We start from the raw sequence: 26,851 nt of genomic DNA on the forward strand, positions 1-26,851 counted from the left end.
GAAGCATGCTGGAGATATCAGAAGTGCGAATGCTGACATGAGTAACGATAATGGGGGTGAAAAACCTCCACGCCAAAAGACCAAGGGTTCCTGTCCAACGTTAATCGGGGCAGGGTGAGTCGACCCCTAAGGCGAGGCTGAAAAGCGTAGTCGATGGGAAACGGGTTAATATTCCCGTACTGACGTGTACTGCGATGGGGGGACGGAGAAGGCTAAGTGAGCCAGGCGTTGGTTGTCCTGGTGAAAGGGTGTAGGCAGCGTGTTTAGGTAAATCCGGACGCGCAATGCTGAGGCCTGAGACGAAATCGCTACGGCGGTGAAGTCACTGATGCCCCGCTTCCAGGAAAAGCCTCTAAGCTTCAGGTACACGTGAATCGTACCCCAAACCGACACAGGTGGTCGGGTAGAGAATACTAAGGCGCTTGAGAGAACTCGGGTGAAGGAACTAGGCAAAATAGTACCGTAACTTCGGGAGAAGGTACGCTGAGGCATGTGAAATCCCTTGCGGATGGAGCGTGACTCAGCCGCAGTGACCAGGTGGCTGGAACTGTTTATCAAAAACACAGCACTGTGCAAACTCGTAAGAGGACGTATACGGTGTGACACCTGCCCGGTGCTGGAAGGTTAAATGATGGGGTTAGCCTTCGGGTGAAGCTCTTGATTGAAGCCCCAGTAAACGGCGGCCGTAACTATAACGGTCCTAAGGTAGCGAAATTCCTTGTCGGGTAAGTTCCGACCTGCACGAATGGTGTAATCATGGCCACGCTGTCTCCACCCGAGACTCAGTGAAATTGAATTTGCGGTGAAGATGCCGTATACCCGCGGCTAGACGGAAAGACCCCGTGAACCTTTACTATAGCTTGGCACTGAACATTGGCCCTACATGTGTAGGATAGGTGGGAGACTGTGAAGTAGTGACGCTAGTTGCTATGGAGTCAACCTTGAAATACCACCCTTGTATGTCTGATGTTCTAACGTAGGCCCCTTATCGGGGTTGCGGACAGTGCCTGGTGGGTAGTTTGACTGGGGCGGTCTCCTCCTAAAGAGTAACGGAGGAGCACGAAGGTTGGCTAAGTACGGTCGGACATCGTACGGTTAGTGCAATGGCATAAGCCAGCTTAACTGCGAGACGGACAGGTCGAGCAGATACGAAAGTAGGTCATAGTGATCCGGTGGTTCTGTATGGAAGGGCCATCGCTCAACGGATAAAAGGTACTCCGGGGATAACAGGCTGATACCGCCCAAGAGTTCATATCGACGGCGGTGTTTGGCACCTCGATGTCGGCTCATCACATCCTGGGGCTGAAGTCGGTCCCAAGGGTATGGCTGTTCGCCATTTAAAGTGGTACGCGAGCTGGGTTCAGAACGTCGTGAGACAGTTCGGTCCCTATCTGCCGTGGGCGTTGGATGATTGAGAGGAGCTGCTCCTAGTACGAGAGGACCGGAGTGGACGAACCCCTGGTGTTCGGGTTGTATCGCCAGATGCATTGCCCGGTAGCTACGTTCGGAATCGATAACCGCTGAAAGCATCTAAGCGGGAAGCGAGCCTCAAGATGAGTCATCCCTAGGGCTTTACGCCCTCTGAAGGGCCGTTGGAGACTACAACGTTGATAGGCAGGGTGTGTAAGCGCAGCGATGCGTTGAGCTAACCTGTACTAATTACCCGTGCGGCTTAACCATACAACACCCAAGAAGTGTGAGACCTTGCGGTCAAGAACAACAAACACAAATTATTTAAATCAGAGCACCTAAACCTGCTTTGATACAAAATCAGCCTTCCAGATTACAATTTATGCCTGGCGGCCATAGCGCTGTGGAACCACCTGATCCCATGCCGAACTCAGTAGTGAAACGCAGCCGCGCCGATGATAGTGTGGCAGCTGCCATGTGAAAGTAGGTCACTGCCAGGCAACTCATTTAGTATCTTAACTATCCCATCTTTGCGGAGTGGTAGTTCAGTTGGTTAGAATACCGGCCTGTCACGCCGGGGGTCGCGGGTTCGAGTCCCGTCCACTCCGCCATTTTAAAGAAGCCCTTAGCTTATTGATAGCTAAGGGCTTTTTGCTTTTTTATCCTCGTTAAAACTCCTCATTTTGACATTATCAAATCCACCTCCGTCACCAAACCGTGACCATCTGATGAGCAGGCTCCTGTTTTGACTGGTGTTCATCACTACGGTTATCTTCTCTAGTGTTCCAACTGCAATGTCATGGGTATGCCAGCCAACACTATCCATTATCACTATCGCATGCCGGTCTGGCTCAGTAATGTCAGCGATCTGTCTTAGGTGAGTCCGCATTGTTTCTGTGCTTGTCTAGGGCATCACAAGGGCTTGATCTATTGCTCTGTCTGGGTAGACGGAGCAGAAAAAATAGGCATATTCAAACTGCTGCTGACGGACAACTCTTTATACCAATTACACTAAAGATATAGTCTAATATAATTACTAGGCTTTTATCGTTATCGGTACTTAACTATGTCCGACTCTATCAAGAATACCGACTTTGTGGCGCTGGCCAAGGCAGAAACCAATGCTCGTAAACGTATGCGACTACTCGCATTAGCGCATTTCCAAGAAGGTCATTCCCGAACTGATATCGCGCGATTTCTCAAAGTTAATCGTAATAGTGTTAATCGATGGGTAGCCAATTTTCTACTTCATGGCTTAGCGGGACTCGACAGTGTTCGCCCTTCGGGCCGTCCAGCTCACCTTACAACTGAACAACTATCTCAACTGAGTGACTATATCGATCAACAAAGTCGAGATACCAGTGGTGGGCGGTTACAAGGACTTGATATTCAAGCCTATATTGAGAAAGAATTTGGTGTGTCTTATCAGATAGCCAATATATATCGTCTGGTCCACCAGCTCGGGTTTTCTTGGATAACCAGCCGTTCACGCCATCCTAAGCGGGATGAGTTAGCACAAGATCTTTTTAAAAAAAGTTCAAACTAGAGACCATTCTTAGCATTCCCGGCCACGTTGCACTCAGCAAAGTCGATGTTTGGTTTCAAGATGAAGCTCGATTTGGGCAGCAAAATACGACCACGCGTTTATGGGCTAAACGCGGCAGTCGACCAAGGGCTGTTCAGCAGCAACAATTTGAGTATGCGTATCTTTTTGGTGCTGTGTGTCCAGCAACGGGAGCGACAGAGGCGTTACTGAGCCCAGTCGTTAATCGAGAGATGATGAAAGTACATTTAGCGCTGATATCAGCCCGTACCGAGCCCGGTCGACATGCCGTGGTCATCATGGATGGCGCGGGGTGGCCCACTGCTGAGTGCGCCAATGCGTTTCCCAATCTCACTATGATTAAGTTGCCCCCTTACTCTCCCGAACTGAATCCTATCGAACAAGTATGGAGCTGGCTCCGGCAACATACACTGGCCAATCGTTGCTTTAATGATTACAACGACATTATTGATGCCTGCACATCAGCATGGCAGCACTTTATTACCGACGTAGATCGGGTGAAGTCGCTTTGTCATCGAAGCTGGATAAATCTGACTTAATGATTAATGTAATTGGTGTTATTAGGGTGTGAGAACTTGAACAATACGAGTTTGCTCTTTCTATCAATAGCTTATCGACAAACGTCAACAGACCCTAGACAAGCAGAATAAGATTATTGCTAAGTAATCACGCATAACTTATGTGGAAGTCATTACCCACTCCCTTGAATAGCGTTGATACTTCATTCACTAACTTGTCTTTCTTCCAAGAGGTAAAGCTTCGCCAGTGATATTTAGCTTGCTTCCACAATATCTCGATCAAGTTCAATTCCGGGCTGTATGGGGGGAGATAAAGCAGTACAAACTGATGATCATACAGCCACTTATCTCGCATCGAGGGGGCGATAAAATGATGGATTGACGCATTGTCCACGACCACAATCGTCAATTTATCCTGGCAGGAAGATTGCGCCAACTTATCTAAAAAGGGTACCACGTGTTGCCGTTTCACTGAGTGTTCAAAAAGTTCAAAATGCAGCTTACCGGTAGCATAGTTCAGTGCGCCAATCACATTCACACGCTTACGGCTTGCACTGGCATCAGCGAGATGAGTGACACCGAGTGGTGCCCAGGCCCGCTGTACATTCGGTACGCAGGAGAAGCCACTTTCATCGCAGTAAAGAAGTTCTATTTTGTCTGCTTTGGCCCTTCCTTGGAGTCTTGCCAAGCGGCCTTTTGCTTCCTGGAAGGCTGCTTCGTCTCTTTTTTTTCGAGGCTGAGCCGGGTTCGTTTGAAAGATAGCTTTCTGGCTCTTAGTCCAACCGAAAGGCGGTCCAAACTGAATGAAGGGGCATCAGGATATTGGTCGCGAACGCGGACAGCTATCTTAGCCAGCGTCAGTGGCTCAGAGCGGGCAATATCTGCAGCCATATCCAACATTTCAGCTGTCAACTTGGGCGGTCGGCCGCCTTTATGCCCAGTCAAAATGCCGACCAATCCCGTAGTTCTCCAGCCTTTTGTCCAGTTGTAGATCGGTTGATCGCTTATCCGAAACATCTGGGCAATCTGGACAACCGTAGAGCCATCATTCAGCGCGAGCAGTGCGAGAGCCCTTCGTCTGAAATCTGGGAAAGGATGGTGTTTTGACATCTCTTTCAGAGTGATAGTTTCTTCGGCTGTTAGTGGTTGTCCTAATAAGTGTCGCTTCATATCTGGGCCCACAAAATGGCATCTATAATGACAGTGTAGATCCACATGAGTTACGCGGCATTACTTACCTAAGCAATCGGCCATAACAGATGTGGAATCATCGTTCTCAGCGTCAATGCTGCAGGCTCATACGTACGAACACTTCCACATTAGTTACGAAGGATTACTTAGAGCATGATTATTTAGAAGAAAGTTATCTAGAAGAAAGCTATTTCGAGGAAGGTTATCTAGAAGAAGGTTAAAGCGGAGTCAGTGGATAAAGCCATATTATTGTTATCGGTTAATAAAACGCTGGGTATTTAAAAAAAACGGGCATTACGCCCGTTTTTATATTGCCTAGAGTGCGCTTTCTTTAACGTTGAGTGAGCGCTTTTGCTTGAGTAGTCATGCGCATAGCACCATCGGCAGCATGGGCAAGCTCTTGCCCTTTCTGTACAAAGTGGCGGCTAAAATATTGCTTGTGTTCACCGTGCTCATGAAAATGATGAGGAGTAAGAATGGCAGTAAGTACCGGGATTTCAGTTTCTAGCTGTACTTGCATCAAGCCGGTGCACACGGCTTGTGCCACAAAGTCGTGACGATAAATTCCACCGTCGACCACTAAGCCGCTGCAAGCAATGGCAGCGTAATGGCCAGTTTTAGCTAGCAGCTTAGCTTGCAGGGGAATTTCATAAGCCCCGGGTGCAGTAAATACATCAATTTTATCAGTATCATAGCCGAGTTCGGCAAGCTGGCTACGAAAGCCCTCTAGCGCCTTAAGTACGATGTCGGTATGCCATGAGGCGTGAATAAAGGCAATGCGTTGGTCGCGAACATTAAAGTCGCTTTTTTTCGTTAAGCTCTGATCCATGGGTAAATCCTATTATAAAAATCACTGAATCAGGGTGAACGTACAGGCAAGCACAGCATAGGCGAAACTAGATTCGCAAAAGGCTGTGGGTCTTTGGTCAGCACAAACCACACTTAACGGTGCAGTAAAACTGTATTAAAGGACATGTCTGACGCTCTCTCACATCCGGACTATCACCGTCGGCTCTGGAATCACACCAGATCTGCTAGACCCTTATCGGCTGAGTAATCTAGCCAGTAAGGCGCTCGCGGGCTTCATGGTTGGCCTGTTGTGGCCTCTTATGTTTACCGCCGGTGGGGAATTGCACCCCGCCCCGAGAACGAAATCGGTTATACCGATACGCCAATATAGATTTTTATGCTTGGTTAGTAAAGCCCTAGCCTTTTAGATGGCTGCCCACCGTGCATTATAGGCTGTAAGTTAAGGGTAAAATAACCGGCGTCATGTTTCTTACACCTCACGCTCAGCGACCAACGCCTGACGAATATCGTTAAAGCTGTGCTGCTCTAGTTTGGCAAAGCCGGCTTGTTGCTTGGCCTTTAAGCGGTTAAGCAGGGGCGTGCTGATACCCGATAAAAAACAGGCCAGCGTATGTGGACTTAATGGCTCAGGGTTCTGTTCTTGCAAGGGCTGACACCAGTGCTGTAATTGTTCGCGACTGGGTAACGCTGGAATGTTGGGTTTGGGCAACTGGGCGGGTTTACCTGCGCACACCGAGCAATGGCCGCACGCTTGCGGCGCATTATGGTCGGCAAAGTAGCCGGCTAAATGATGGCTTAAGCACTCGGGGCTTTCAAAAAACTGGATCATTTCTTTAAGACGGGCAATTTCGCTTTGTTCTTTTTGGATAAAGAGCTGATACAGACGTGCCGTTTCTTGTTCTAGATTTATCTGGGGCTGCAGTACTTTATACACTTCAATCATCTGTTTGCTTTCGAGGCTGATCAGACCCTGCTGATGCAAATAATCCAGTGCACTGATCACGCGCTGACGCTCGCCGCGGCTCTGTTGCCAAATAAGATCAAAGTCAACTTGGCACCAGGTTCGAGCCTGAGGAGAGCCATGAAACACGGCACTTAAAAATGCCTGCCGCTCAGGGTTAAAGCGGTTAAGAATCTCATCGCTTGAGGCCAAAAATTTAAAACGATAATCCCCGTAGTAGCTGTATTGCGACTCTATTATGTGGTTGAGCTCCAAGTACACCAGTAGGGTGCGCAGCGGCAGTAAGCGAATATTGCAACTGTTGGCCAAGCGGATAGGCATGATTTCCCAAGGCTCGCCGTTAGTAGGAAGTTGTTCGAGTAAGGCTGCAATGGCTTCTGGCTCTGGGGTATCGCCGTACACAAAATTTTCTAATACATTCAAGCCCGCCTGATTGCCCAGCAGCGTGCAGCGAGAGGCTTGGCCATCTCGTCCGGCGCGGCCAATTTCTTGGCTGTAGTTTTCAATCGACTTGGGCAAGTCAAAGTGAAATACCCGACGAATATCTGCCTTATCCACACCCATGCCAAAGGCGATGGTGGCCACGATGCACGGAATTTCCCCCGCCATAAACGCCTGTTGTAGCGCTTGGCGTTTATCTTGATCCATGCCAGCATGATAGGCCTGAGCGTTAATCCCCGCTTGACTGAGCTGTTTGGCGACCAGCTCGGCGGTGTGTTGCAAGGTCACGTACACGATAGTGGGTGCGGCGGGGTTTTGTGACACTTGTGCAATTAAGGTGGCGATTTTTTCGCTTTCTACCACCGGCAGCACTTCCAGATACAAATTAGGGCGATAAAAGCCGGTGATCACCACGTTTTCTTTATTCAGGGCAAATTTTTGCTGCATGTCGTTTATCACGGCTGGCGTGGCGGTGGCGGTCAGCAGTAACACTTGTGGAATATTCAGGCTGTGGCAGTAAGCGGGCAGTTTCAAATAATCTGGGCGAAAGTTATGACCCCATTCAGAAATACAGTGCGCTTCGTCGACAACCAGTAGCGAGATAGGTACTTGGCCGATAAATTGGCGAAAGCGTTCGTTTTTCAGCCGTTCTACTGAAATCATCAATACCTTAATACGGCCTTCGCGTACGCCTTGCATCACGGTCCGGCTTTCTTCAAAACTTTGGGTGGAGTCGATACTGGCGGAGGGAATATTCATGCGCGCTAAAAATGCCAGCTGGTCTTGCATCAAGGCGAGTAATGGCGAAATGACTAAGGTGAGATGCGGCAATAATACCGCCGGCAATTGATAACATAAGGATTTTCCAGAGCCGGTCGGAAAAATGGCTGCCGCCGACTGGCCCGCCATAATAGTGTTGATCACCGTTTCTTGGCCGGGGCGCAGGGTAGAAAATCCAAAGTACTGCTGTAACGTCTGATGTAAATTCATATACCGCCAACCCATTGCAAACAATGCTAACTAGCTTGGCTGGCGCTCAGGCCTTTGGCAACCTTAAAACCTGCGGCAAGCCTTTGAAAGGCAATGCTGAATGCTGAATTTTTAATGTTGAATAAAAATAGGGCATAAAAAAGCCAAGATCCTTAAACGGGATCTTGGCTGTAGCTTGGTGCTCAGCGCTTATGCAGCTATTTAAAACGCCATAAAGTCTTGGTGGAAGGATTTTTCGCAGTAATTACAGCGAAAACGCACCTGACCTTTAATGGCGCGCACTTTAAACTTGCTGCTGACCGGCTCGTTATGGCTGATGCAATTGGAGTTAGGGCACGAAAAAATGCCCTCAATGCGTTCTGGCAATTGCAGCTGTAGTTTTTCTACCACGCCAAAGTCTTCGATTAAGTTAACGGTGGCATCGGGGGCAAACAGCGCCAATTGGTTGGCTTGTGCCGCAGACAGGCGTACGTTTTCTACCTTAATAATATCTTTGCTGCCCAGTGCTAACGACGGTAAATTCAAGCCGACGGTAATTTTTGCTTTGGTTTGGATCAATCCAAACAGTTGCAAGATCTTGATACCTTGGCCGGCCGGAATATGATCGATAACGGTGCCATTATGGATGGCTTCCACTTGCAGTTGGCTTTTATGCATCATATCTCTCAAATGTTCTCGTTCAACACCAGCGCCAGCAGAGCTTGACGCGCATAGACACCGTTTTCTGCCTGCTCAAAATAATAGGCATACGGCGTGTCATCCACTTCTATGGCTATCTCGTCGATGCGCGGCAGTGGGTGCAAGATTTTAAGGCTGTCTTTGGCGCCCTCAAGCACTTCGGGCGTGAGCACGTATTTGGAGGCCACATGCACATATTCGGTTTCATCGAAGCGCTCTTTCTGCACGCGCGTCATGTAGATAATATCCAGCTCATCCATGACTTCTTCCATGCTGTCGCAAATTTCGAAGTTAATGCCTTTTTCAGTTAACTCATCACATAAGTAATCGGGCATCGACAGCGCTTGGGGAGCAATAAAGTAGAATCTACAGCCAAACAAACTCAATGCTTGAGTCAAAGAATGCACGGTACGGCCATATTTAAGGTCGCCTACGAAGGCGATGGTCAGCCCTTGTAGGGTGCCTTGGGTTTCATAGATGGTAAATAAGTCGAGCAGGGTTTGCGTCGGGTGCTGATTAGAGCCGTCGCCGGCGTTGATCACCGGTACCGAAGAGAATTCGGAGGCCAAGCGGGCGGCGCCTTCTTGGGGATGGCGCATCACGAAGGCATCACCGTAGGAGCTGATAACCTTGACCGAGTCGGCCAAGGTTTCGCCTTTTTTGGCTAGAGAGGTGCTGGCGCTATCGGAAAAACCGATCACAGAGCCGCCTAAGCGCTGAATAGCCGTTTCAAACGACAACCGCGTTCGAGTAGAGGCTTCAAAAAAACAACTGGCCACCACTTGGCCTTTTAATAGGTCTGGATGGGGCTGAGTTTTAAGTTTTACGGCGGTATCTATGATCAACTCAAGCTCAGAGCGAGAGAAGTCAGAAATCGAGATAATATGTTTTTGATATAAGGGATTTGCCATCAGCGACGCTCTTGCAGGTGTAAGGTGAAGGCCACAAAAAAGCCCCGATAGGGGGCCATGAGAGCTAGTTGATTACAAACGCTGGCGCCTTCGCTCTCAAAGTGCGGAGCGAGTCTTGAGACGAATAACGGGTTAGACACTGCAATGAGCATTTATTCACCACTCCAAGCGCTTGCTAATCAGGCAGATTATAGAGAAATGTCCAGCAGAAGCAAAATATCTGATGAAGTTGACGAAAGATTGAGCGAACACACTGCTTAATGGCAAATAGCACTTTACCTTTGGCTAAGGTCCTCTATAATCCGTCTCGTATTGCAGGGGTGTAGTTCCAATTGGTAGAACGGCGGTCTCCAAAACCGACGGCTGGGGGTTCGAGTCCCTCCACCCCTGCCAAATTTTGTAAAAAGCCAGCCTAACCGCTGGCTTTTTGCATTCTGGAGTACTGATGACGCCGACTCAATCGCAACTTTGGCAGTTTTTAGGTTTGGCGCACTGGCATTGTGCGCACCCAGAGCGACTGCCTTTAGCGCCCATGCCAAAGGTAGCGCCTGCTGAGGTGCTTATTATCTTCGGTTCTGCTGCCAATCTATCCTCGCGCTTTATTGCCGACTTATTAGTGGCGCTGTCTTTAGATAAATCCCAATTACAGAGCATGAGCCAAGCTGATTGGCTGGCGGCAAATAAGCCAACGGCTCGGGTATTGTTGGGACTGAATGTAACGGGTGAGCTTGACGCTTTTCACTGGCAGGCCAACTTACCTCTTGCTGTCTCACCAGTACTGACTTCATCACAAAAACGCGCCTTATGGAGCTGCTTATGTCGCTGTTATTTAGAGCATTAACACCAGAAGACTTAGATGCCATGCAGCGCTTAGAGCAGTCGGCACACAGCCACCCTTGGACGCGAAAAACCTTGGCCAGCAGCTTTGGTCAACGCTACTTTACCGGTTCGCTTTGGACGGCTGAGTCAGGCCTTGGTGCTGAAGAAGGCTCTGAAATGCGCCCTGAATTAGTCGGCTACTTTATTGCCGATGGCGTGCTGGATGAAAGTACCTTAATGAACATTTGTGTGGCGCCCGCTGCTCAAGGACAAGGCTTGGGTCGCCAGTTACTGGATCTTTATTTGGCGGCCTGTGCTGAGCGCGGCATTACCCAGCATTGGCTGGAAGTGAGAGCCTCTAATCTTAAGGCACAAGCCTTATACCTCTCGGCAGATTATCAAGAATATAGCCAGCGTCCAGATTATTATCCCACCCCCACGGGCTGGGAAGATGCGGTATTAATGGCATTTAAAGTGTACGACTAACGAGTTGTTCCTATACTTAGCCTCTCGGTCTCTTTCAAGGATGAAAGCATGGGAGATGTACGGTTAGCTATCAGCAGTAGGGCGCTTAGCGGCGCCGCCTTCACGAAATGTATTTTTGGATTGGGCATATTGATGCTTGGGGCCAGTAGTGCACAGGCCGATATCTATCGCTATCGTGATGCCAATGGTATGGCTCACTACACTGATAATCAGCTGTTTATCGCTAAGCGCTTACCTACCAGTGGCCAAGAGTATGAGTTGAATCGCGATGGGGTGTTAACCCGCGTGATAGAAAAAGAGGATGGCCATTATCTGTTGATGCTTAATCGCCTCGATAAGGCCGTTAACCTCAGTCTGCAATTTTATGACACGCGCAATGTGGTGATTCCTCCCGAGCTGCAGAAAACGCTCTTGCTCCCTGCTAAAACAGAAACCGTGATTGGTAAAGTTACTGCCAATGGCTCGGGTGATTGGCGTTATCAATATAAATTTTCTTATCAATATGGCGCTTCAAAGGGTCAGTTAGCTAAAAAAAATGTGTCCAAGCTCAAGACTGGCGCGCATAAACAACGGGATTACTTTCCTGCCTCACGCACTCCTAGCCTGCAAAACTCAACGTCAAGTCTGGTTTATCGTGGCAAGGCTTCACATCTGAATTATCAGGGCGGGGCTCACGATCTCGGCTCACCCGTAATTGGTCGTTACCGTATTAGTCAGGGGTTTAATGGCGCTTATAGCCATAATAAGCTCGATAACCGTTATGCTTTGGACATCGCTTTGCCCGTCGGCACGCCTTTATATGCCAGCCGAGCCGGGGTAGTAGTGGCGGCGGTGGATACTCATGTGGGCGGCGGTTTGGCCCCGCAATATCGTGGCAAAGCTAATCACTTGCGAGTGCGCCACAGTGACGGCAGCATGACCTTATATGCTCACTTACAAACTGGCTCACTGCGGGTGGCCAAAGGGGACAAAGTACGACTAGGGCAACCGATAGCTGCGTCCGGTAATACGGGCTATACGTCAGGCCCACACTTACATATGGCGTTGCAAATAGATAACGGCGGGCAACGCGAGTCTATTCCTTTCACCTTACAAGGCAACCAGCCGCTGGCAGGGAAATGGCTTTCGGGCACCGCGTGGGGGGATGAATAGACAGGCATGCGGTACAGCTACAAGGTATCGCCTGCATTTAGCTAGAAAAGGGTTGCATTATGGTATTGTCTGTCGCCTCATATTGCTCTTTTAAATGCACACACTATGAAGCGACAGGATATAAAGATGGCAGAGTTAACGGGTGAGGCACAGCAGGGCTCACGCAGCATAAGTCACTATATGCAGGTATTGGGCCCTGGTATTTTAGGGGCCGCGGCGGCCATTGGCGGCTCGCACTTGGTGGCCTCCACCCAAGCGGGCGCCATTTACGGTTGGCAGTTAGTGGGCCTTATCCTATTAGTGAACCTGCTTAAATATCCCTTCTTTCAAATTGGCGCCCGTTACACTATGGCCGCCGATGAAACCCTGATCCAAGGTTACGATCGCATTGGTCGTGGCTATCTCTATTTATTTACTGCTCTCAACTTAGTTGCATCGGTGATCAGTACCGCCGGCGTCGCCATGCTCTGTGGCAGTATTTTAGGGCTGTTTATCGGCGACAGCTTAACCGTGACTCAGCTCAGCATGATAGTGCTGGCGGGATCCTTGGTGTTTTTATTGACCGGCCACTACAAGACCCTAGACCGCGTGACCAAATGGATAATTGTAGGACTGGCGATTGCCACCGTCTCTGCCGTTTGTTTAGCGCTGAATAAAGGCGGTGTGGCCCCGCCAGATTTTGTATCGCCCAGCCCCTGGAACTTAGCCTCGGTCGGCTTCTTAGTGGCCTTAATGGGCTGGATGCCAGCACCCATTGAGCTGTCTACTTGGAACAGTGTGTGGTTGCGCCAGAAAAAAGCCTTGAACAAGAGCTTGGATTATAAAGATGCACTGGTGGATTTTAACGTCGGCTACATTACCTCTACCTTACTGGCGCTGGCATTTGTGGCTTTAGGTGCCTTGGTGTTGCACGGCAGCGGCGTGAGCTTGGCGACGTCGGGCATTGGCTTTGCGCATCAATTAGTGGATGTCTATGCCAGCGTGATGGGGGAGTGGAGCCGTTGGCTGATCGCGGTGATCGCCTTTCTTTGCATGTTTTCGACCACAGTGACGGTATTAGATGGGTACAGCCGCGCGCTCAGTGAGTGCTTCGTACAATTTGGTCAGCCCCAGGGCAGTGGCCCTACCGATAATGGTAGCCGTTATACCTATCCGTTAATGATCGCCATGGGTATTATTAGCGCCTTTATTATTATGTTCTTTAAAGGTGCGCTGCTGGCCATGCTGGAATTGGCCATGATCTCGGCCTTTATCAGTGCGATGGTATTTGCGTGGCTAAACTATCGTTTAATGTTTTTACCTCAAGTTTCTGAGCGCTATCGGTTAGGCACAGGTATGCGAGTGCTAAGCTGGCTGGGCATCCTATTTTTTGCTAGCTTTAACCTGCTGTTTGCTTACTGGTACTGTTTTGTGAAATAAAAGAGCGGTTGCGCCGTAAAAATGAAGAATGAAATAAAGATATAAATAGGAAATACTGACTCAGCCAAGCTGCTGACGTTAGTGCGTTACTTAAACCTTACCTGAGCACAGAGCGAGCATTTGGCTGGCCCTGTGCTTTTTAATGTCACCCCAACAGTAGAATCTACTTTTGTGACCGCGCGCGCTAAAACGCCGCGCTATTGGGGGGCAATCGGTGCTAACGTAGCTAACTAGGTCGTTTGGTTACGTAAAATAAAGTTAGGTCACGTCAAATAAGAGTGAGAACGCTTAATATAAGCGCAATGCTGAACTGTTTTTAGCAAAAGCAGGCCGAGCCCGAGTCTTAAATAAACGTTAAGTTAGGCGCTAGCTGCGCTTAAACCTAAATAACAGCGCCAGTTTGCGCCGGGTAAAGAAGTCACTGCTCACGTGACTAAGTAAGTAAGGAGCAATGCTGTGGTATCAACATTAATTAGGGATGTATTATGTTAATCGCAATTCCAAAGGAAACCTTTAGCGGTGAGACACGAGTGGCGGCTTCGCCCAAATCGGTCGAGCAGCTGTGCAAGTTAGGGTTTGAGGTGAGCGTGGAGCAAGGCGCAGGTAGCCAAGCCAGCTTTGATGACAGTGCCTATCAAGCGGCAGGCGCTACCTTAGTGACCGCCGACCAAGTATGGCAGGCGGCCATTATTTATAAGGTGAATGCGCCCAACGAGGCGGAAATTGCTCAGTTGCAAGCGGGCACCACCTTAGTGAGCTTTATTTGGCCAGCCCAAAACCCCGAGCTGGTTGAACAGCTGAAAAATAAAGGCGTCACCGTGCTGGCCATGGACATGGTGCCGCGTATCTCGCGTGCTCAGTCGCTGGATGCGCTGTCATCCATGGCCAACATTGCCGGTTATCGTGCGGTGATTGAAGCCGCACACGAATTTGGCCGTTTTTTTACTGGTCAAATTACCGCAGCAGGCAAAGTGCCCCCCGCTAAAGTGCTAGTCATTGGTGCGGGTGTGGCTGGCTTAGCGGCCATAGGTGCGGCCGGCTCACTGGGTGCCATAGTGCGCGCTTTTGATACGCGCGCGGAAGTTAAAGAGCAAATTCAATCCATGGGCGGCGAGTTTTTAGAGCTGGACTATGAGGAAGACACTAGCTCCACTGACGGTTATGCCAAAGAGATGAGCCAAGCGTTTATTGACGCAGAAATGGCGCTCTTTATGCAGCAAGCCAAAGAAGTCGACATTATTATTACCACCGCCCTCATCCCCGGGCGCCCAGCACCTAAGCTGATTACCGCCGAGATGGTGGCCGAGATGCAGCGCGGCTCCGTGATTGTGGATCTTGCGGCACAAAATGGCGGCAACTGTGAGTTGACGAAACCTGGTGAGTTATTTGTGACCGATAATGGCGTAAAAATTATTGGCTTTACGGATCTCAACGGTCGGTTACCGGCGCAGTCTTCCACTTTGTATGCCACCAACTTGGTGAACTTAGCCAAGCTTTTGTGTAAAGAAAAAGACGGCCAGATCAACGTCGACTTTGACGACGTGGTATTGCGCAATATGACGGTGGTAAAAGAGGGCGAAGTGACCTTTCCGCCACCGGCCATTAGCGTGTCTGCGGCACCCAAGCCACAAGCGAAGGCAACAAGCACTGCTCCAGTTGAGCCGAAAAAACCGAGCCGCCTGAAATATTATGTGGCCGGCGGGGGAGCATTGTTATTTGCTTGGTTGGCAGCGGTAGCGCCGGCGGAGTTTTTATCTCATTTCACCGTGTTTGTCTTGGCCTGTATCGTGGGTTATTACGTGGTGTGGAACGTATCGCATTCTTTGCATACGCCTTTGATGTCGGTTACTAACGCCATTTCAGGAATTATTGTGGTTGGCGCTCTATCTCAAATGGGGGACGGAGGCTTTGTTAGTTTTCTGGCCTTCGTGGCCATATTGATAGCGTCAATTAACGTATTTGGCGGTTTTACCGTTACCCACCGCATGCTAAAGATGTTTAGAAAGGGCTAATCGTATGTCACACGGATTTGTAACTGCATCATATATTGTCGCTGCTGTGCTCTTTATTATGAGTTTGGGTGGTTTATCTAAACAGGAGTCGGCCAAGGCCGGTAACTGGTATGGCGTGGCAGGTATGGCGATTGCCTTGCTGGCCACCATTTTTAACCCGGAAGTCACCGGTATTGGCTGGATTCTCGTGGCCATGGTGATAGGGGCGGCCATTGGTATTCGCTTGGCGCTTAAGGTCGAGATGACCCAAATGCCGGAGTTGATTGCCATTTTGCACAGCTTCGTCGGCTTAGCTGCCATGTTTGTCGGCTTTAACACCTATCTGGATCATGAGCCGTTGTTTGGCGCCATGCTCAATATCCATAATGTTGAAGTTTTTCTCGGGGTGTTTATTGGTGCCGTCACCTTTACGGGCTCCATCGTTGCTTTTGGTAAGTTGCGCGGCTCTATTTCCTCTAAGGCACTGCAACTGCCGCACCGCCATAAGCTAAATTTATTGGCGATAGTACTGTCTGCGCTGTTATTGATTTGGTTTGTACAAGTAGAAGGCTCAACCTTCCCCTTGTTATTGATGGCACTGATTGCACTGGCCTTTGGCTGGCACTTAGTGGCCAGTATCGGCGGTGCCGATATGCCGGTAGTGATCTCCATGCTTAACTCCTACTCGGGTTGGGCGGCAGCGGCGGCAGGCTTTATGCTGTCTAACGACTTGCTGATCGTAACCGGTGCTTTGGTGGGCTCAAGCGGTGCCATTCTGTCTTACATTATGTGTAAGGCCATGAATCGCTCCTTTATCTCAGTGATTGCCGGTGGCTTTGGTAGCGATGCGGTGAGCAGTAGCAGTGAAGACGACGATCAGGGCGAGCATGTTGAAATGAACGCTGAAGATGTGGCCGACATGCTGAAAAACTCCACCTCTGTGGTTATCACGCCCGGTTACGGCATGGCAGTGGCACAGGCGCAATATCCGGTGGCCGAGTTGGTTTCTAAGCTTCAAGCGGCAGGCATTAAAGTGCGCTTTGGTATTCATCCTGTAGCGGGGCGCTTGCCCGGCCACATGAACGTGTTATTAGCCGAAGCTCGTGTGCCTTACGACATAGTGCTGGAAATGGATGAAATCAATGATGATTTCAGCGATACGGATACGGTATTGGTGATTGGTGCCAACGACACGGTTAACCCGTCTGCGGCTGAAGACCCGGCCAGCCCGATTGCCGGCATGCCGGTATTAGAAGTGTGGAAAGCTCAGCAGGTGGTGGTGTTTAAACGCTCCATGAATACCGGTTACGCGGGTGTACAAAATCCACTGTTCTTTAAAGATAATAGCGTGATGTTGTTTGGCGATGCCAAAGACAGCGTGGATCAGATCTTGAAAGCTTGGTAGTGGTTAGCTACTGAGCCTAGGGCTCGATTAGTGTTAAGTGAAAAGAGCAGCCTAGCTGCTCTTTTTTATTTTTCATTTAGACTGTTCGTTTAGGGAGCTAAGTAATGCCGCGTAACTCATGTGGATCTACACTGTCATTATAGATGCCATTTTGTGGGCCCAGATATGAAGCGACACTTATTAGGACAACCACTAACAGCCGAAGAAACTATCACTCTGAAAGAGATGTCAAAACACCATCCTTTCCCAGATTTCAGACGAAGGGCTCTCGCACTGCTCGCGCTGAATGATGGCTCTACGGTTGTCCAGATTGCCCAGATGTTTCGGATAAGCGATCAACCGATCTACAACTGGACAAAAGGCTGGAGAACTACGGGATTGGTCGGCATTTTGACTGGGCATAAAGGCGGCCGACCGCCCAAGTTGACAGCTGAAATGTTGGATATGGCTGCAGATATTGCCCGCTCTGAGCCACTGACGCTGGCTAAGATAGCTGTCCGCGTTCGCGACCAATATCCTGATGCCCCTTCATTCAGTTTGGACCGCCTTTCGGTTGGACTAAGAGCCAGAAAGCTATCTTTCAAACGAACCCGGCTCAGCCTCGAAAAAAAAGAGACGAAGCAGCCTTCCAGGAAGCAAAAGGCCGCTTGGCAAGACTCCAAGGAAGGGCCAAAGCAGACAAAATAGAACTTCTTTACTGCGATGAAAGTGGCTTCTCCTGCGTACCGAATGTACAGCGGGCCTGGGCACCACTCGGTGTCACTCATCTCGCTGATGCCAGTGCAAGCCGTAAGCGTGTGAATGTGATTGGCGCACTGAACTATGCTACCGGTAAGCTGCATTTTGAACTTTTTGAACACTCAGTGAAACGGCAACACGTGGTACCCTTTTTAGATAAGTTGGCGCAATCTTCCTGCCAGGATAAATTGACGATTGTGGTCGTGGACAATGCGTCAATCCATCATTTTATCGCCCCCTCGATGCGAGATAAGTGGCTGTATGATCATCAGTTTGTACTGCTTTATCTCCCCCCATACAGCCCGGAATTGAACTTGATCGAGATATTGTGGAAGCAAGCTAAATATCACTGGCGAAGCTTTACCTCTTGGAAGAAAGACAAGTTAGTGAATGAAGTATCAACGCTATTCAAGGGAGTGGGTAATGACTTCCACATAAGTTATGCGTGATTACTTAAGCAATCGGCCATAACATGTGTGGAAACATAGTCCTTAGCGTCAACGCTGCTGGGCCATACGGTCGAACACTTCCACATTTAGTTACAATGGATTACTTAAGAGCTAAAGATAGGCGAGAGTTGGTGTTATCAAGAGCGGTGCGTATAATCTATTTAACACTTTTCTAACCCCTCAGTGAATAGCTAACCAATTCATTGAGTAGCAAGCTAACAGGGGATGTATGGAATATATAATTTTAGTGATAGCGGTTGCCATCTTATTTTGGGCAGTCACCGTCTATAACAAGTTAGTGTCACAGATTGAAGCCGTGCATAACTCAGAAAAAGAGATTTCGGTGCAGTTAGACAGACGTGGTAAGGTGTTCGACAGTCTGATCGCCGCTGTTAATCGTTACCTGAGCCATGAAAGTGATGTGTTTACCAAGGTCACCGCCTTGCGTGCGCAAACCCTAGATCCCAATGCTTCACCAGAAGTGGTGAAGCAGGCGCAAGATGAATTGTCTAAAGTGGTGAGCAGTGGCTCTATCAACATTGCGGTAGAAAGTTACCCAGAGCTAAAATCTGATCGCAATATGATGCAACTGCAAGAAGAGATAGTGTCTACCGAGAATAAATTATCCTTTGCCAAGAAAGCGTATAATAACGCCATTGAACGCTATAACGTCACGAGAAACAGTTTTCCAAACTTGGTAGTCGCCAATATATTTGCAGATTTACATCAAGATTTTGAATATTGGTCTTTAGATGAAGCTAGCATTAAGACAGAAGAAGCCCGCCGCGTACAATTTTAACTTAGGCTATATGACTGTCTAGAACATTAAACAGCCCCGAAAGGGGCTTTTTTAAGCCACTTTCTATTGGCGGTGAACGATTATGGATTTTAGAGCGTCAATTGCGATTAATAACCGTAAAACTAAGCTGGTCGTCGTCACCTACATTGCCATTATGTTACTGGTCGGCTTATTGGCGGATATTGCTTTTCGCCCGTTATCTAATAACGGTCTGCTGTATGATATGCAGCTGTATATTACCTTTGCCGCCATTCCTTATATTACCTTAGGCATTCTGGCTTGCACCTTGATTGGCATTGTTATTATCAGTAAGTTTGGTCATAAGATGATGTTGTCAGGTTCGCAGTATCGAGAGCTAAGCCCACAAGCCGAGCTTGCTGCACAAGACCGCCAAGTGGTGAACATGGTGGAAGAGATGGCTATTAGCGCCAACCTTGGTTATGTGCCGCGAGTATTTGTGATGGAAACCGAGCAAATGAATGCCTTTGCCGCCGGTTGGAATCAGCACAACGCCTTGGTGGCTGTCACCTCAGGCTTACTGGGTAAGCTCACCCGCAGTGAGGTGCAGGCGGTAATTGCTCATGAAGTGGGACATATCTTGCACGGAGATTCTAAGCTGACTTTGTATGTGGGTATCTTGGCGAACGTGATTTTAACACTGACCAATATTTTGGGCCGAGTATTTTTGTTCTCTCGCAGCAAAAATAATAATGCCAACAAGGCCAAGATGCTGTTGCTGGTGCTTAACTTTGTGCTGCCCATTATCACTCAAGTGCTTTATCTATACCTTTCGCGCAGCCGAGAATATATGGCGGATGCAGCAGCGGTGCAGTTAACGGGCGATAATCAGGCCATGATCTCGGCGCTGCAGAAAATATCCGGTGATTACGAGGTACATAAAGATGACCGAGAAAAATACGAGTCCTTTACCGAAAAATACCGAGCGGCGGCTTATATATTCAGTAAAGGCGACTCTCTTTTTTCGACCCATCCCTCTATCGAAAATAGATTGAAGAAGCTACGTGGCGAATAGCGCCGATTAGCACCACACTCGCCGCAGCGCGTGTCGTTTTTATAGGCCTAATAAGCGCTTAATTCTTTTCTCAACTCTTTTCTTAACTTTTTTATTAACTAGGCTTAATTGCCGCGATAAGTCGAGAAGCCGTAAGGGCTGAGCAATAATGGAATATGGTAATGCTCGACGCTGGCATCGGCCGAGAAGATAACCGGTACTTCGGGGAAGAAAGTGTCGGTATCGTGCTTTTTAAACCAGTCTCCAGTTTCAAAGGTCACGCGATAGGTGCCTTGCTCCAGCTTTTTACCTGCTGGATATAAAGCAGGAATACGGCCTTGTTCGTTGGTCACGCCTGTATTGAGCTGAGTCCAGTTATCACCCTGCTTTTGTTCCAACACCACTTCGACGACGGCTATCAGCCTAAGCTTATCCACACCATGCGTGGCATGGGTTATGTGTGTGAGGTGCGTGCGTGAAGTGGCGCAACTCGCTTAGCCTAAAACTGGCACTGATGTTTGCACTGGTGAGCACTTGCTTACTAGGTGGGATTGGTTTTTATCTTAATTACTCGCTGCAACGAGAGTTGGTGTGGCGCGATGATCAAAGCCTGCTCGGGCGTTTGGAGCACATAGAAGCACTGTTAAGCGAGAGCGACAGTGTGACCGAGTTGCGCAGGCGGCCACAGTTATATGCCAATATGCTGGGGAATCAAGACAGTCTGCTCTGGGTATTAGATGACAGCGGTACGGCCTTGATCAGCGTGAATCCCGGCCAGCTGCCGTTACCCACGTTAAGCCAAAGTGAGTACTCACAATTGGGCTTTGATGATGACAAGTAGGCGCGATTGGCCTGGCGTTATGTGGAGCATGATGGCCAATCATTGCTGATGATTGCCGTTAAGTTATTAGCACTCCGTGAGCAAATGCTGGCCGCCTATCGCTTGAAGTTACTGCTGACGCTGGCGGTGGGTGCCTTGATGGCGTTTGTGCTGGGCGGCTGGGTGAGTCGGCGAGCGTTGCAACCTTTGCGAGCGCTAGGGAGCAAGGCGGAGTCGATTGACGTGCGTCGCTTGCACGTGCGTTTGCATAAAGCTGATTTGCCCCAAGAGCTGCAAGGTTTGCAACATAGCCTCAATCAAATGCTGGCGCGCCTAGAAGCAGGTTTTACCCAGCTGTCGCGCTTTTCTGAAGATTTAGCCCAGGAAGTGCGCACCCCCTAAAATAATTTAATGGTGCAAACTGAGCGCACCTTACGTAAACCTCGGCCTTTGGAAGAATATGAAGGCCTATTGGCCTCTCATCAAGAAGAGTATGAGCGTTTATCGCGCATGGTCGACAGCATCTTATTTTTAGCCAGAACAGAACAGCCACAAGCGTCGTTGAATCAGAGCTGGGTCAATTTGAGCAAGCTGACAGAGCAGTTGTGTGAGTATTTTGAAGGCATGGCCGAAGAGGCACAGATGGCGCTGCTGAATGAGGTCAGCTTGACCAGCGCTCAGGGTGTGGATGCTAAGCAAGCACTTACTTTGGTGTGGGCTGATGAAGATTTATTACGCCGTGCATTAGCAAATCTGCTGAGTAATGCCTTGCGCTACGGTGCCAAGGGACAGCCTATTCGGCTCAGCAGTTATCATCAGTCAGGCAAGACCGTGACCCAGGTGAGTAATCAGGGGCCGGTAATCGCCGAGCCACAACTAGCGCCGTTATTCGAGCGCTTTTATCGCTGTGATCCGTCCCGTGCTAACCCTAGGCAAACCGGCGGTTTGGGTTTGTCGATTGTGCGCTCTATTATGCAATTGCATCAGGGGCGGGCTTGGGTCGAGAGCGAGAACCACGGCGTGCGTTTTATGTTGGTGTTTCCGGATCAGGAGCCGTTAGTAGTGTGATCCGCCGTTTGCTATCAAAAAGCCGAAACTGATCGCCATTTCAGGGCTATTACCTTGCTAAACACAGATAAATCCCTTACTTTTTAGCGTTTTATAGCTATTAAGGAAAGTAAATGGCCAGTTGGCGTAGCGCCTTGTCGCTCACATTTCCGGTGATGATGGGGTATTTACCCTTGGGAGCCGTATTTGGCGTGCTGTGGGTGGATGCAAATCTAACTTGGTATTGGGCGCCCTTGATGAGCATCATTGTGTATGCGGGCGCGCTGCAATATTTGGCGGTGGGCATGCTGGCGGCTGGCATCGGCTGGATTGATCTGGCGGTGGCCTCCTTGCTGGTGAATTTTCGCCACCTTTTTTATGGCTTGTCGCTCTACCATTTATTACCGAAAGGCGTGCTGGGCAAGCCCTATTTTATTTTTGGTATTACCGACGAAACTTACTCTTTGCTGAGTGCCTCCGGTCAGGTAACCGACAGTAAAACTGCGCTGCAAGTGGTGGCCTTTAATCAAGGCTATTGGATACTGGGCACTTTGATTGGCATGGTACTGGCGAAAGGCCTACCACCTGGCTTACAAGGTTTAGACTTTGCCCTCACGGCGTTATTTACCGTGTTGGCGGTAGAACAAATTCGAGCGAAAAAAGACTGGGGAGCAGTCCTGCTTGGGTTAGTGGCCGCCGCAGTGGCGGGATTCTGGGTCAGTGAGTACTTCTTATTGGCCGCCTCCATTATGTTGGTATTAGTCTTATTGGCATGGCCGCAACCTCGATTACAGGAGGATAAAGCATGAGCGAACTGGATTATCTTATCAGCGCGCTGATCATGGCGGCGGTCACCTTTGGTTTGCGGGCGTTTCCGTTTGTAGCTCGCGGCTTTATTGCCCATCATAAACGCATCCAAATACTAGGTCGGCGCTTACCGGTGGCCATGATGGTACTGTTGACCCTATATGCCATGAATGTGCACAATTGGAGCCAGCCCAGTGATGGTTACGCACAAATTATCGCTGTAATAGTAGTGGCCGTGCTGCAGTTATGGCGCCGACAAGCCTTGCTCAGTATTTTAACCGGCACGCTGGTTTATATGGCGCTGATGAACGGCTGGTTTGGGCTGTAAGCCCTGAGTTATAAGCACTGACTTATACTTTCTGGGCTCAATATTAAGCACCTCTCTTGTTACTCTGGCTCACGGCGAGCCAGAGTTGGCGTCATTCTTTATTTATTCATATAACTTTCACTCAGGCTTCATCCTGTGTCGTTACGCTGCGAGCATCTTATAAACTGATAAGCGGCGGACTTAACGTCTATGAATATAAAAAGCATGTATATAAAAAATGTGCATACCAAAACAGCCTTACCAATCAGCCTAGCGCTGTTATTGATAACTATTCCTGCTTTGGCAAGCGATAACACGCCTAAATCTAATCCTAAACCTATAAATATTATTCAGTTGAGCTTGAGTGACTTGCGACCCACACAAGCCATCGTCGGCTTTGATCAGGTTTACTATAAATTAGGGAGCTTTCAGTTTGACGCCGAGAAGTTGTATGACGAAATATGCGAAGTGAATGGTCAACAAGGTGTGGCAACGCTGCCTGCCACCGCCACACCTAACCTCGCCGCCAGTTTTAGCTGCCAGCAGCCCGTAGGCACACAGCCACAAGGTATGAAAACCGTGGTTATCGGCCCTGATGATCACTACTACCTCACCGATGGTCACCACACATTTAACGTATTTTGGCAGATGCCCCAAGGCGGCCCTGACTTTAAGGTGCACGTGCGGGTCGAGCAAGACTACCGTCACCTAAAATCAATGGCCGACTTTTGGCAAACCATGGCGGCTGATGGCCATGTTTGGTTATCGAACCAAGATAGCCACGCCATTACGCCGGCAGAGCTGCCGCCTACATTAGGGCTGGCAGGTTTTGGTAATGACCCTTATCGTGCCTTGATGTATTTCTCCCGTGACGTGGGCTGGAATAAACCCCAAGCGCCGATTCCTTTTTTAGAGTTTTATTGGACGAAAGAGCTGCGTAAAGGCATAGATGTGAATGACTTTGATTTGGCTAGCGCCGCCGGTTATCGCCAAGCGATTGAGGCCAGTAGTCGATATCTACTCAACGTGAAAACCGATGATGTAGGCGGCTCGGGTTTATCTGCAACAGCCATGGGGCGTTTTGATGAATTTCAGCAAGCTGGGCTGGATAAACTGCTGCGAAAAGCTGGCAAAGTAGATTACATGTTGCGCTATAAAACGGCGTCTAGCGGCAATGGCTTAGCTTACGATCAAGCCGTGCTCAACGCCCCCAGTGTGACTCAGTTAAATCCACTCACACTTCAAGCTAGTCAGAGTTATAACGCCTATCCCGCCACCGTGGGCAGCACTAACATTAATGCCATTGTTGAAATTCCGGCCGGTACTTTGGCTAAATGGGAGTTAGATGGGGAAGACGATAGCCGCATTATTTGGGAAATGAAAAACGATAAACCGCGCATTGTAAATTACCTCGGCTATCCCGGAAATTACGGCACTATACCGCGCACTGCTTTGCCGAAAGAGCTCGGAGGAGACGGAGATCCATTGGATGTGTTGATCTTAGGTCAAGCCATAGCGCGGGGTGCCGTGGTCAGTGCACGCTTGATTGGCGTTATGGAAATGCTCGATCATGGTGAGCAGGACGATAAGTTAATCGCAGTGTTAACCCAAGACTCGCCATTTGCACAGGTGCAAACGTTGGCTCAGTTAGAGACTGAGTTTCCCGGCGTGAAAGACATAGTGAGTACTTGGTTTACTAGCTATAAAGGGGCGGGTGCGGATATCAAAGTATTGGACTGGAAAGATGAGCAGGCGGCGCGTGCTATTTTGCGCCAAGCGCAAGCGCAGTTTCCATAATGGTCATTTTCATTTTTTCTCGCGATTAACCTAGCCCGCTTAGTGCGGGCTGTACACGCTTTTAAGTGTGTGGCGCGCGCGGCTTTAATGGCCATCATTAATAAAGCTCAACTAAGCCATAACTAAAACCCCAAGCTGCTAGCTCGGGGGTTTAGTTTGTATACGCGTCTTGTAAAGATGCAGTATTAGCCGTTATGTCCTAATCACATTATGCAAGATCACGCACCTTGGGTTCACGTTCCCATAAGCGCGATTTAGCATGTTCAATAAAGGCATTTACATCAGCCAGTGGCGTGATAAAAGCATCTTTCTCAATCGGTAGCTTACTTAAGATATGTTTATCCGTGGCACCGCAATAGGCTATCGCCTTGCAATGCACGTAAGCGTCAGTGAACCAGTCTAACGTGGCACTGTCTTTGGCCAGCTTTTTAGCCTGCTCTGGCATAATAATACTGACCACCGCATCAAATAGCACAGACGGTGCTCCCGCGATGCGCTCTGCCGATTGAATACGCGTACCGTCATCCAGCACTACTTCACGGCCAGGAGCTACAATCTTCACGCAGGCGCCTTGTGCGTGAGCCGCCTGCTTATATTTTTCTATCTCACTTTTCTTTGAACCTTGCGCCACTAAGATACCAATCAAGCGACCTTGTAAACTGTTTGGAGTGCGACCAATCGTCTGTAAGGCAGCAGAGGTAGCCATCTCTTGCACGGGGGCAGCGGCAGTAGCCGCGGCTGGCAACTCCATGCCTAGCGCTTTTGCCACACGGCTCGCCAAATCTTCATCAATATGGCGCAAATGACTGAGCGTGCGACTACGCACATGCGGCGTGTCTACTTTGCCCAGCTCAAAAGCATAAGCGGAAGCAATGTGTGCTTGCTCGGGCGGCGTCTGGCTAAGATAGAACATACGAGGCTGGCTATAGTGATCAGCGAACTTTTCTGCACGAATACGACCTTTAACGCCATCATCAAGCGGCTCTGCGAAGGATTTAAAACCGCGCTTGGCACTTTCACGCGGCATATTGGGATCCAAGCTTTGCGGTTCATAAGCGACACGACCTTTGGGCACTTGCATCTGCATATGGCCGTCACGCTGCATATTAGCAAACGGACATTTAGGCGCGTTGATGGGTATTTGTGCAAAGTTAGGTGAGCCTAAACGTGATAGCTGAGTGTCTAAATAGCTAAATAGTCGGCCTTGTAGCAAGGGATCGTTACTGAAATCAATACCGGGTGGCAGATGCGAAGGGCAAAATGCGACTTGCTCCGTTTCAGCAAAGAAGTTTTCTGGATAGCGATTGAGTACCATTTTTCCGACTATTTTAACGGGTACCATTTCTTCTGGGATTAGTTTGGTCGCGTCTAAATGATCAAACGGAAACTGCTCTGCTTCTGCTTCACTAAATAATTGCACTCCAAATTCCCATTCTGGGAAATCCCCATTATTAATCGACTCAAATAAGTCGCGACGGTGATAATCCGGATCTGCACCGGAGATTTTTACGGCTTCATCCCAAGTGGTCGATTGCACACCCAGTACCGGTTTCCAATGAAAGCGGACAAAAGTACTGTTGCCGTCTTTATTAATGAGGCGATAACTGTGGATGCCAAAGCCCTCAATCATGCGCAGGCTGCGTGGTAGCGCGCGATCGCTCATCAGCCAAATCACGTTATGCATGGTTTCAGGGCTGAGAGAAACAAAATCCCAGAAAGTGTCATGGGCTGAAGCTGCTTGAGGGAAACCACGGTCTGGTTCAGGCTTAACGGCGTGCACCAGATCAGGAAATTTCATGGCATCTTGGATAAAGAATATTGGCATATTATTACCGACGATATCCCAATTTCCTTCTTCGGTATAAATCTTAACCGCAAAACCCCGCACATCTCTCGGCGTATCTTTTGAACCTTTGCTGCCCGCAACGGTGGATATACGAGTGAATAATGGCGTTTGTTTATTGGTTTCGCTAAGGATCTTGGCGGTGGTGTAGTCTGCTAGTGACTCAGTTAGCTCAAAATAACCGTGTGCCGCACTGCCGCGCGCATGAACAATGCGCTCAGGAATACGCTCATGATCAAAATGGTTAATTTTTTCACGTAATACAAAGTCTTCAAGCAGGGTGGGGCCACGACTACCGGCTTTAAGTGAGTTTTGATTGTCAGCAATCACCACGCCTTGCTGGGTGGTCAGCGCTTGCGTGTCAGCGCCAGCATCTTGATGGGTCTCACCCCCATTACCAGATGTAAGATTCATCGTGTTAGCGGGGTCAGTATGATCAATGTTTTTTTTCATTATTCACCCTAGCTGTTGTTTTAGTTAATTTTA

The 26,851-nt window shown here is 49.0% G+C and carries 25 protein-coding genes, 2 tRNA genes, 2 rRNA genes and 1 riboswitch (1 of these 30 cut by a window edge); of the genes, 21 read left to right on the forward strand and 8 right to left on the reverse strand.

What is annotated here, in order from left to right; translation table 11 throughout:
• The 4 genes from R0134_RS02760 to R0134_RS02775 all read left to right on the forward strand — a co-directional run.
• Positions 1-1,680, forward strand: a 23S ribosomal RNA gene (locus R0134_RS02760); it begins 1,213 nt to the left of the window's first position.
• 115 nt (positions 1,681-1,795) lie between these two features.
• A 5S ribosomal RNA gene (rrf, locus tag R0134_RS02765) occupies positions 1,796-1,910 on the forward strand.
• Between the two features lie 34 nt (positions 1,911-1,944).
• Positions 1,945-2,021 (forward strand) — tRNA-Asp (locus R0134_RS02770).
• Between the two features lie 467 nt (positions 2,022-2,488).
• A protein-coding gene (locus R0134_RS02775) for an IS630 family transposase (RefSeq protein ID WP_413641446.1) occupies positions 2,489-3,513 on the forward strand; the annotation gives its coding sequence in 2 pieces (ribosomal slippage) (positions 2,489-2,938 and positions 2,941-3,513; 1,023 coding nt in all).
• Between the two features lie 127 nt (positions 3,514-3,640).
• Here the strand turns inward: R0134_RS02775 and R0134_RS02780 are convergent.
• The 6 genes from R0134_RS02780 to pyrB all read right to left on the reverse strand — a co-directional run bounded on the left by R0134_RS02780 (position 3,641) and on the right by pyrB (position 9,474).
• Complete coding sequence (locus R0134_RS02780; protein ID WP_319782623.1) at positions 3,641-4,180, reverse strand: IS630 family transposase; 540 nt, start codon at positions 4,178-4,180, stop codon at positions 3,641-3,643.
• On the reverse strand, positions 4,141-4,662 hold the full coding sequence (locus R0134_RS02785) for a helix-turn-helix domain-containing protein (protein ID WP_319782624.1): 522 nt from the start codon (positions 4,660-4,662) through the stop codon (positions 4,141-4,143). The genes R0134_RS02780 and R0134_RS02785 overlap by 40 nt, the downstream gene beginning before the upstream one ends.
• A 352-nt stretch (positions 4,663-5,014) precedes the next feature.
• Entirely contained in the window at positions 5,015-5,512 is a 498-nt protein-coding gene (locus R0134_RS02790; protein ID WP_319783370.1) for a 6,7-dimethyl-8-ribityllumazine synthase, read from the reverse strand.
• A 149-nt stretch (positions 5,513-5,661) separates the two neighbouring features.
• Positions 5,662-5,837, reverse strand: a riboswitch (FMN riboswitch).
• A gap of 125 nt (positions 5,838-5,962) precedes the next feature.
• Positions 5,963-7,885, reverse strand: a complete 1,923-nt coding sequence (locus R0134_RS02795; RefSeq protein ID WP_319783371.1) for a RecQ family ATP-dependent DNA helicase — start codon at positions 7,883-7,885, stop codon at positions 5,963-5,965.
• Positions 7,886-8,086: 201 nt separating this feature from the next.
• On the reverse strand, positions 8,087-8,545 hold the full coding sequence (gene pyrI, locus R0134_RS02800) for an aspartate carbamoyltransferase regulatory subunit (RefSeq protein ID WP_319783372.1): 459 nt from the start codon (positions 8,543-8,545) through the stop codon (positions 8,087-8,089).
• 5 nt (positions 8,546-8,550) lie between these two features.
• The gene (pyrB, locus tag R0134_RS02805; protein ID WP_319783373.1) at positions 8,551-9,474 is read right to left on the reverse strand and encodes an aspartate carbamoyltransferase; all 924 of its coding nucleotides are present in this window, start codon (positions 9,472-9,474) and stop codon (positions 8,551-8,553) included.
• A 316-nt stretch (positions 9,475-9,790) separates the two neighbouring features.
• Here pyrB and R0134_RS02810 point away from each other — a divergent pair.
• From R0134_RS02810 to htpX, 11 genes are all read left to right on the forward strand, one after another.
• Positions 9,791-9,867 (forward strand) — tRNA-Trp (locus R0134_RS02810).
• A gap of 52 nt (positions 9,868-9,919) precedes the next feature.
• Entirely contained in the window at positions 9,920-10,315 is a 396-nt protein-coding gene (locus R0134_RS02815) for a DNA polymerase III subunit psi (RefSeq protein WP_319783374.1), read from the forward strand.
• Complete coding sequence (rimI, locus tag R0134_RS02820; protein ID WP_319783375.1) at positions 10,291-10,779, forward strand: ribosomal protein S18-alanine N-acetyltransferase; 489 nt, start codon at positions 10,291-10,293, stop codon at positions 10,777-10,779. Before R0134_RS02815 ends, rimI begins: the two co-directional genes overlap by 25 nt.
• Before the next feature lie 132 nt (positions 10,780-10,911).
• Positions 10,912-11,931, forward strand: coding sequence for a M23 family metallopeptidase (locus R0134_RS02825; protein WP_319783376.1), 1,020 nt, complete (start codon positions 10,912-10,914; stop codon positions 11,929-11,931).
• A gap of 126 nt (positions 11,932-12,057) precedes the next feature.
• Positions 12,058-13,350 (forward strand): NRAMP family divalent metal transporter, encoded by a 1,293-nt coding sequence (locus R0134_RS02830; protein WP_319783377.1) that lies wholly within the window; start codon positions 12,058-12,060, stop codon positions 13,348-13,350.
• Between the two features lie 485 nt (positions 13,351-13,835).
• Positions 13,836-15,362: a Re/Si-specific NAD(P)(+) transhydrogenase subunit alpha gene (locus tag R0134_RS02835; RefSeq protein ID WP_319783378.1), complete on the forward strand. Its 1,527-nt coding sequence runs from the start codon at positions 13,836-13,838 to the stop codon at positions 15,360-15,362.
• 4 nt (positions 15,363-15,366) lie between these two features.
• A complete protein-coding gene (pntB, locus tag R0134_RS02840) occupies positions 15,367-16,746 on the forward strand; it encodes a Re/Si-specific NAD(P)(+) transhydrogenase subunit beta (protein WP_319783379.1) in 1,380 nt (459 codons plus the stop codon).
• Positions 16,747-16,911: 165 nt separating this feature from the next.
• The gene (locus tag R0134_RS02845; RefSeq protein ID WP_319782624.1) at positions 16,912-17,433 is read left to right on the forward strand and encodes a helix-turn-helix domain-containing protein; all 522 of its coding nucleotides are present in this window, start codon (positions 16,912-16,914) and stop codon (positions 17,431-17,433) included.
• Positions 17,394-17,933, forward strand: coding sequence for an IS630 family transposase (locus tag R0134_RS02850; RefSeq protein ID WP_319782623.1), 540 nt, complete (start codon positions 17,394-17,396; stop codon positions 17,931-17,933). Before R0134_RS02845 ends, R0134_RS02850 begins: the two co-directional genes overlap by 40 nt.
• Positions 17,934-18,162: 229 nt before the next feature.
• The gene (locus R0134_RS02855; RefSeq protein WP_319783380.1) at positions 18,163-18,732 is read left to right on the forward strand and encodes a LemA family protein; all 570 of its coding nucleotides are present in this window, start codon (positions 18,163-18,165) and stop codon (positions 18,730-18,732) included.
• Between the two features lie 82 nt (positions 18,733-18,814).
• Entirely contained in the window at positions 18,815-19,765 is a 951-nt protein-coding gene (htpX, locus tag R0134_RS02860; RefSeq protein WP_319783381.1) for a zinc metalloprotease HtpX, read from the forward strand.
• A 104-nt stretch (positions 19,766-19,869) separates the two neighbouring features.
• Here htpX and uraH read toward each other — a convergent pair whose 3' ends face one another.
• Positions 19,870-20,181 (reverse strand): hydroxyisourate hydrolase, encoded by a 312-nt coding sequence (gene uraH, locus R0134_RS02865; RefSeq protein WP_319783382.1) that lies wholly within the window; start codon positions 20,179-20,181, stop codon positions 19,870-19,872.
• 38 nt (positions 20,182-20,219) lie between these two features.
• Between uraH and R0134_RS02870 the strand changes: the two genes are divergently transcribed.
• From R0134_RS02870 to R0134_RS02895, 6 genes are all read left to right on the forward strand, one after another.
• A complete protein-coding gene (locus R0134_RS02870; RefSeq protein WP_319783383.1) occupies positions 20,220-20,585 on the forward strand; it encodes a hypothetical protein in 366 nt (121 codons plus the stop codon).
• Between the two features lie 6 nt (positions 20,586-20,591).
• Positions 20,592-20,966, forward strand: coding sequence for a HAMP domain-containing protein (locus R0134_RS02875; protein ID WP_319783384.1), 375 nt, complete (start codon positions 20,592-20,594; stop codon positions 20,964-20,966).
• 9 nt (positions 20,967-20,975) lie between these two features.
• The gene (locus R0134_RS02880) at positions 20,976-21,632 is read left to right on the forward strand and encodes an ATP-binding protein (protein ID WP_319783385.1); all 657 of its coding nucleotides are present in this window, start codon (positions 20,976-20,978) and stop codon (positions 21,630-21,632) included.
• Positions 21,633-21,745: 113 nt separating this feature from the next.
• The gene (locus tag R0134_RS02885) at positions 21,746-22,420 is read left to right on the forward strand and encodes an AzlC family ABC transporter permease (protein WP_319783386.1); all 675 of its coding nucleotides are present in this window, start codon (positions 21,746-21,748) and stop codon (positions 22,418-22,420) included.
• Positions 22,417-22,746, forward strand: a complete 330-nt coding sequence (locus R0134_RS02890; RefSeq protein ID WP_319783387.1) for a branched-chain amino acid transporter permease — start codon at positions 22,417-22,419, stop codon at positions 22,744-22,746. The genes R0134_RS02885 and R0134_RS02890 overlap by 4 nt, the downstream gene beginning before the upstream one ends.
• A 204-nt stretch (positions 22,747-22,950) precedes the next feature.
• Entirely contained in the window at positions 22,951-24,522 is a 1,572-nt protein-coding gene (locus tag R0134_RS02895; protein WP_319783388.1) for a ParB-like protein, read from the forward strand.
• A 208-nt stretch (positions 24,523-24,730) separates the two neighbouring features.
• Here R0134_RS02895 and R0134_RS02900 read toward each other — a convergent pair whose 3' ends face one another.
• Positions 24,731-26,818, reverse strand: coding sequence for a catalase (locus R0134_RS02900; protein ID WP_319783389.1), 2,088 nt, complete (start codon positions 26,816-26,818; stop codon positions 24,731-24,733).
• Positions 26,819-26,851 lie beyond the last annotated feature (33 nt).

The sequence above is a fragment of the Oceanisphaera sp. IT1-181 genome, from assembly GCF_033807535.1.
In the GTDB taxonomy this organism is placed as follows: domain Bacteria; phylum Pseudomonadota; class Gammaproteobacteria; order Enterobacterales; family Aeromonadaceae; genus Oceanimonas.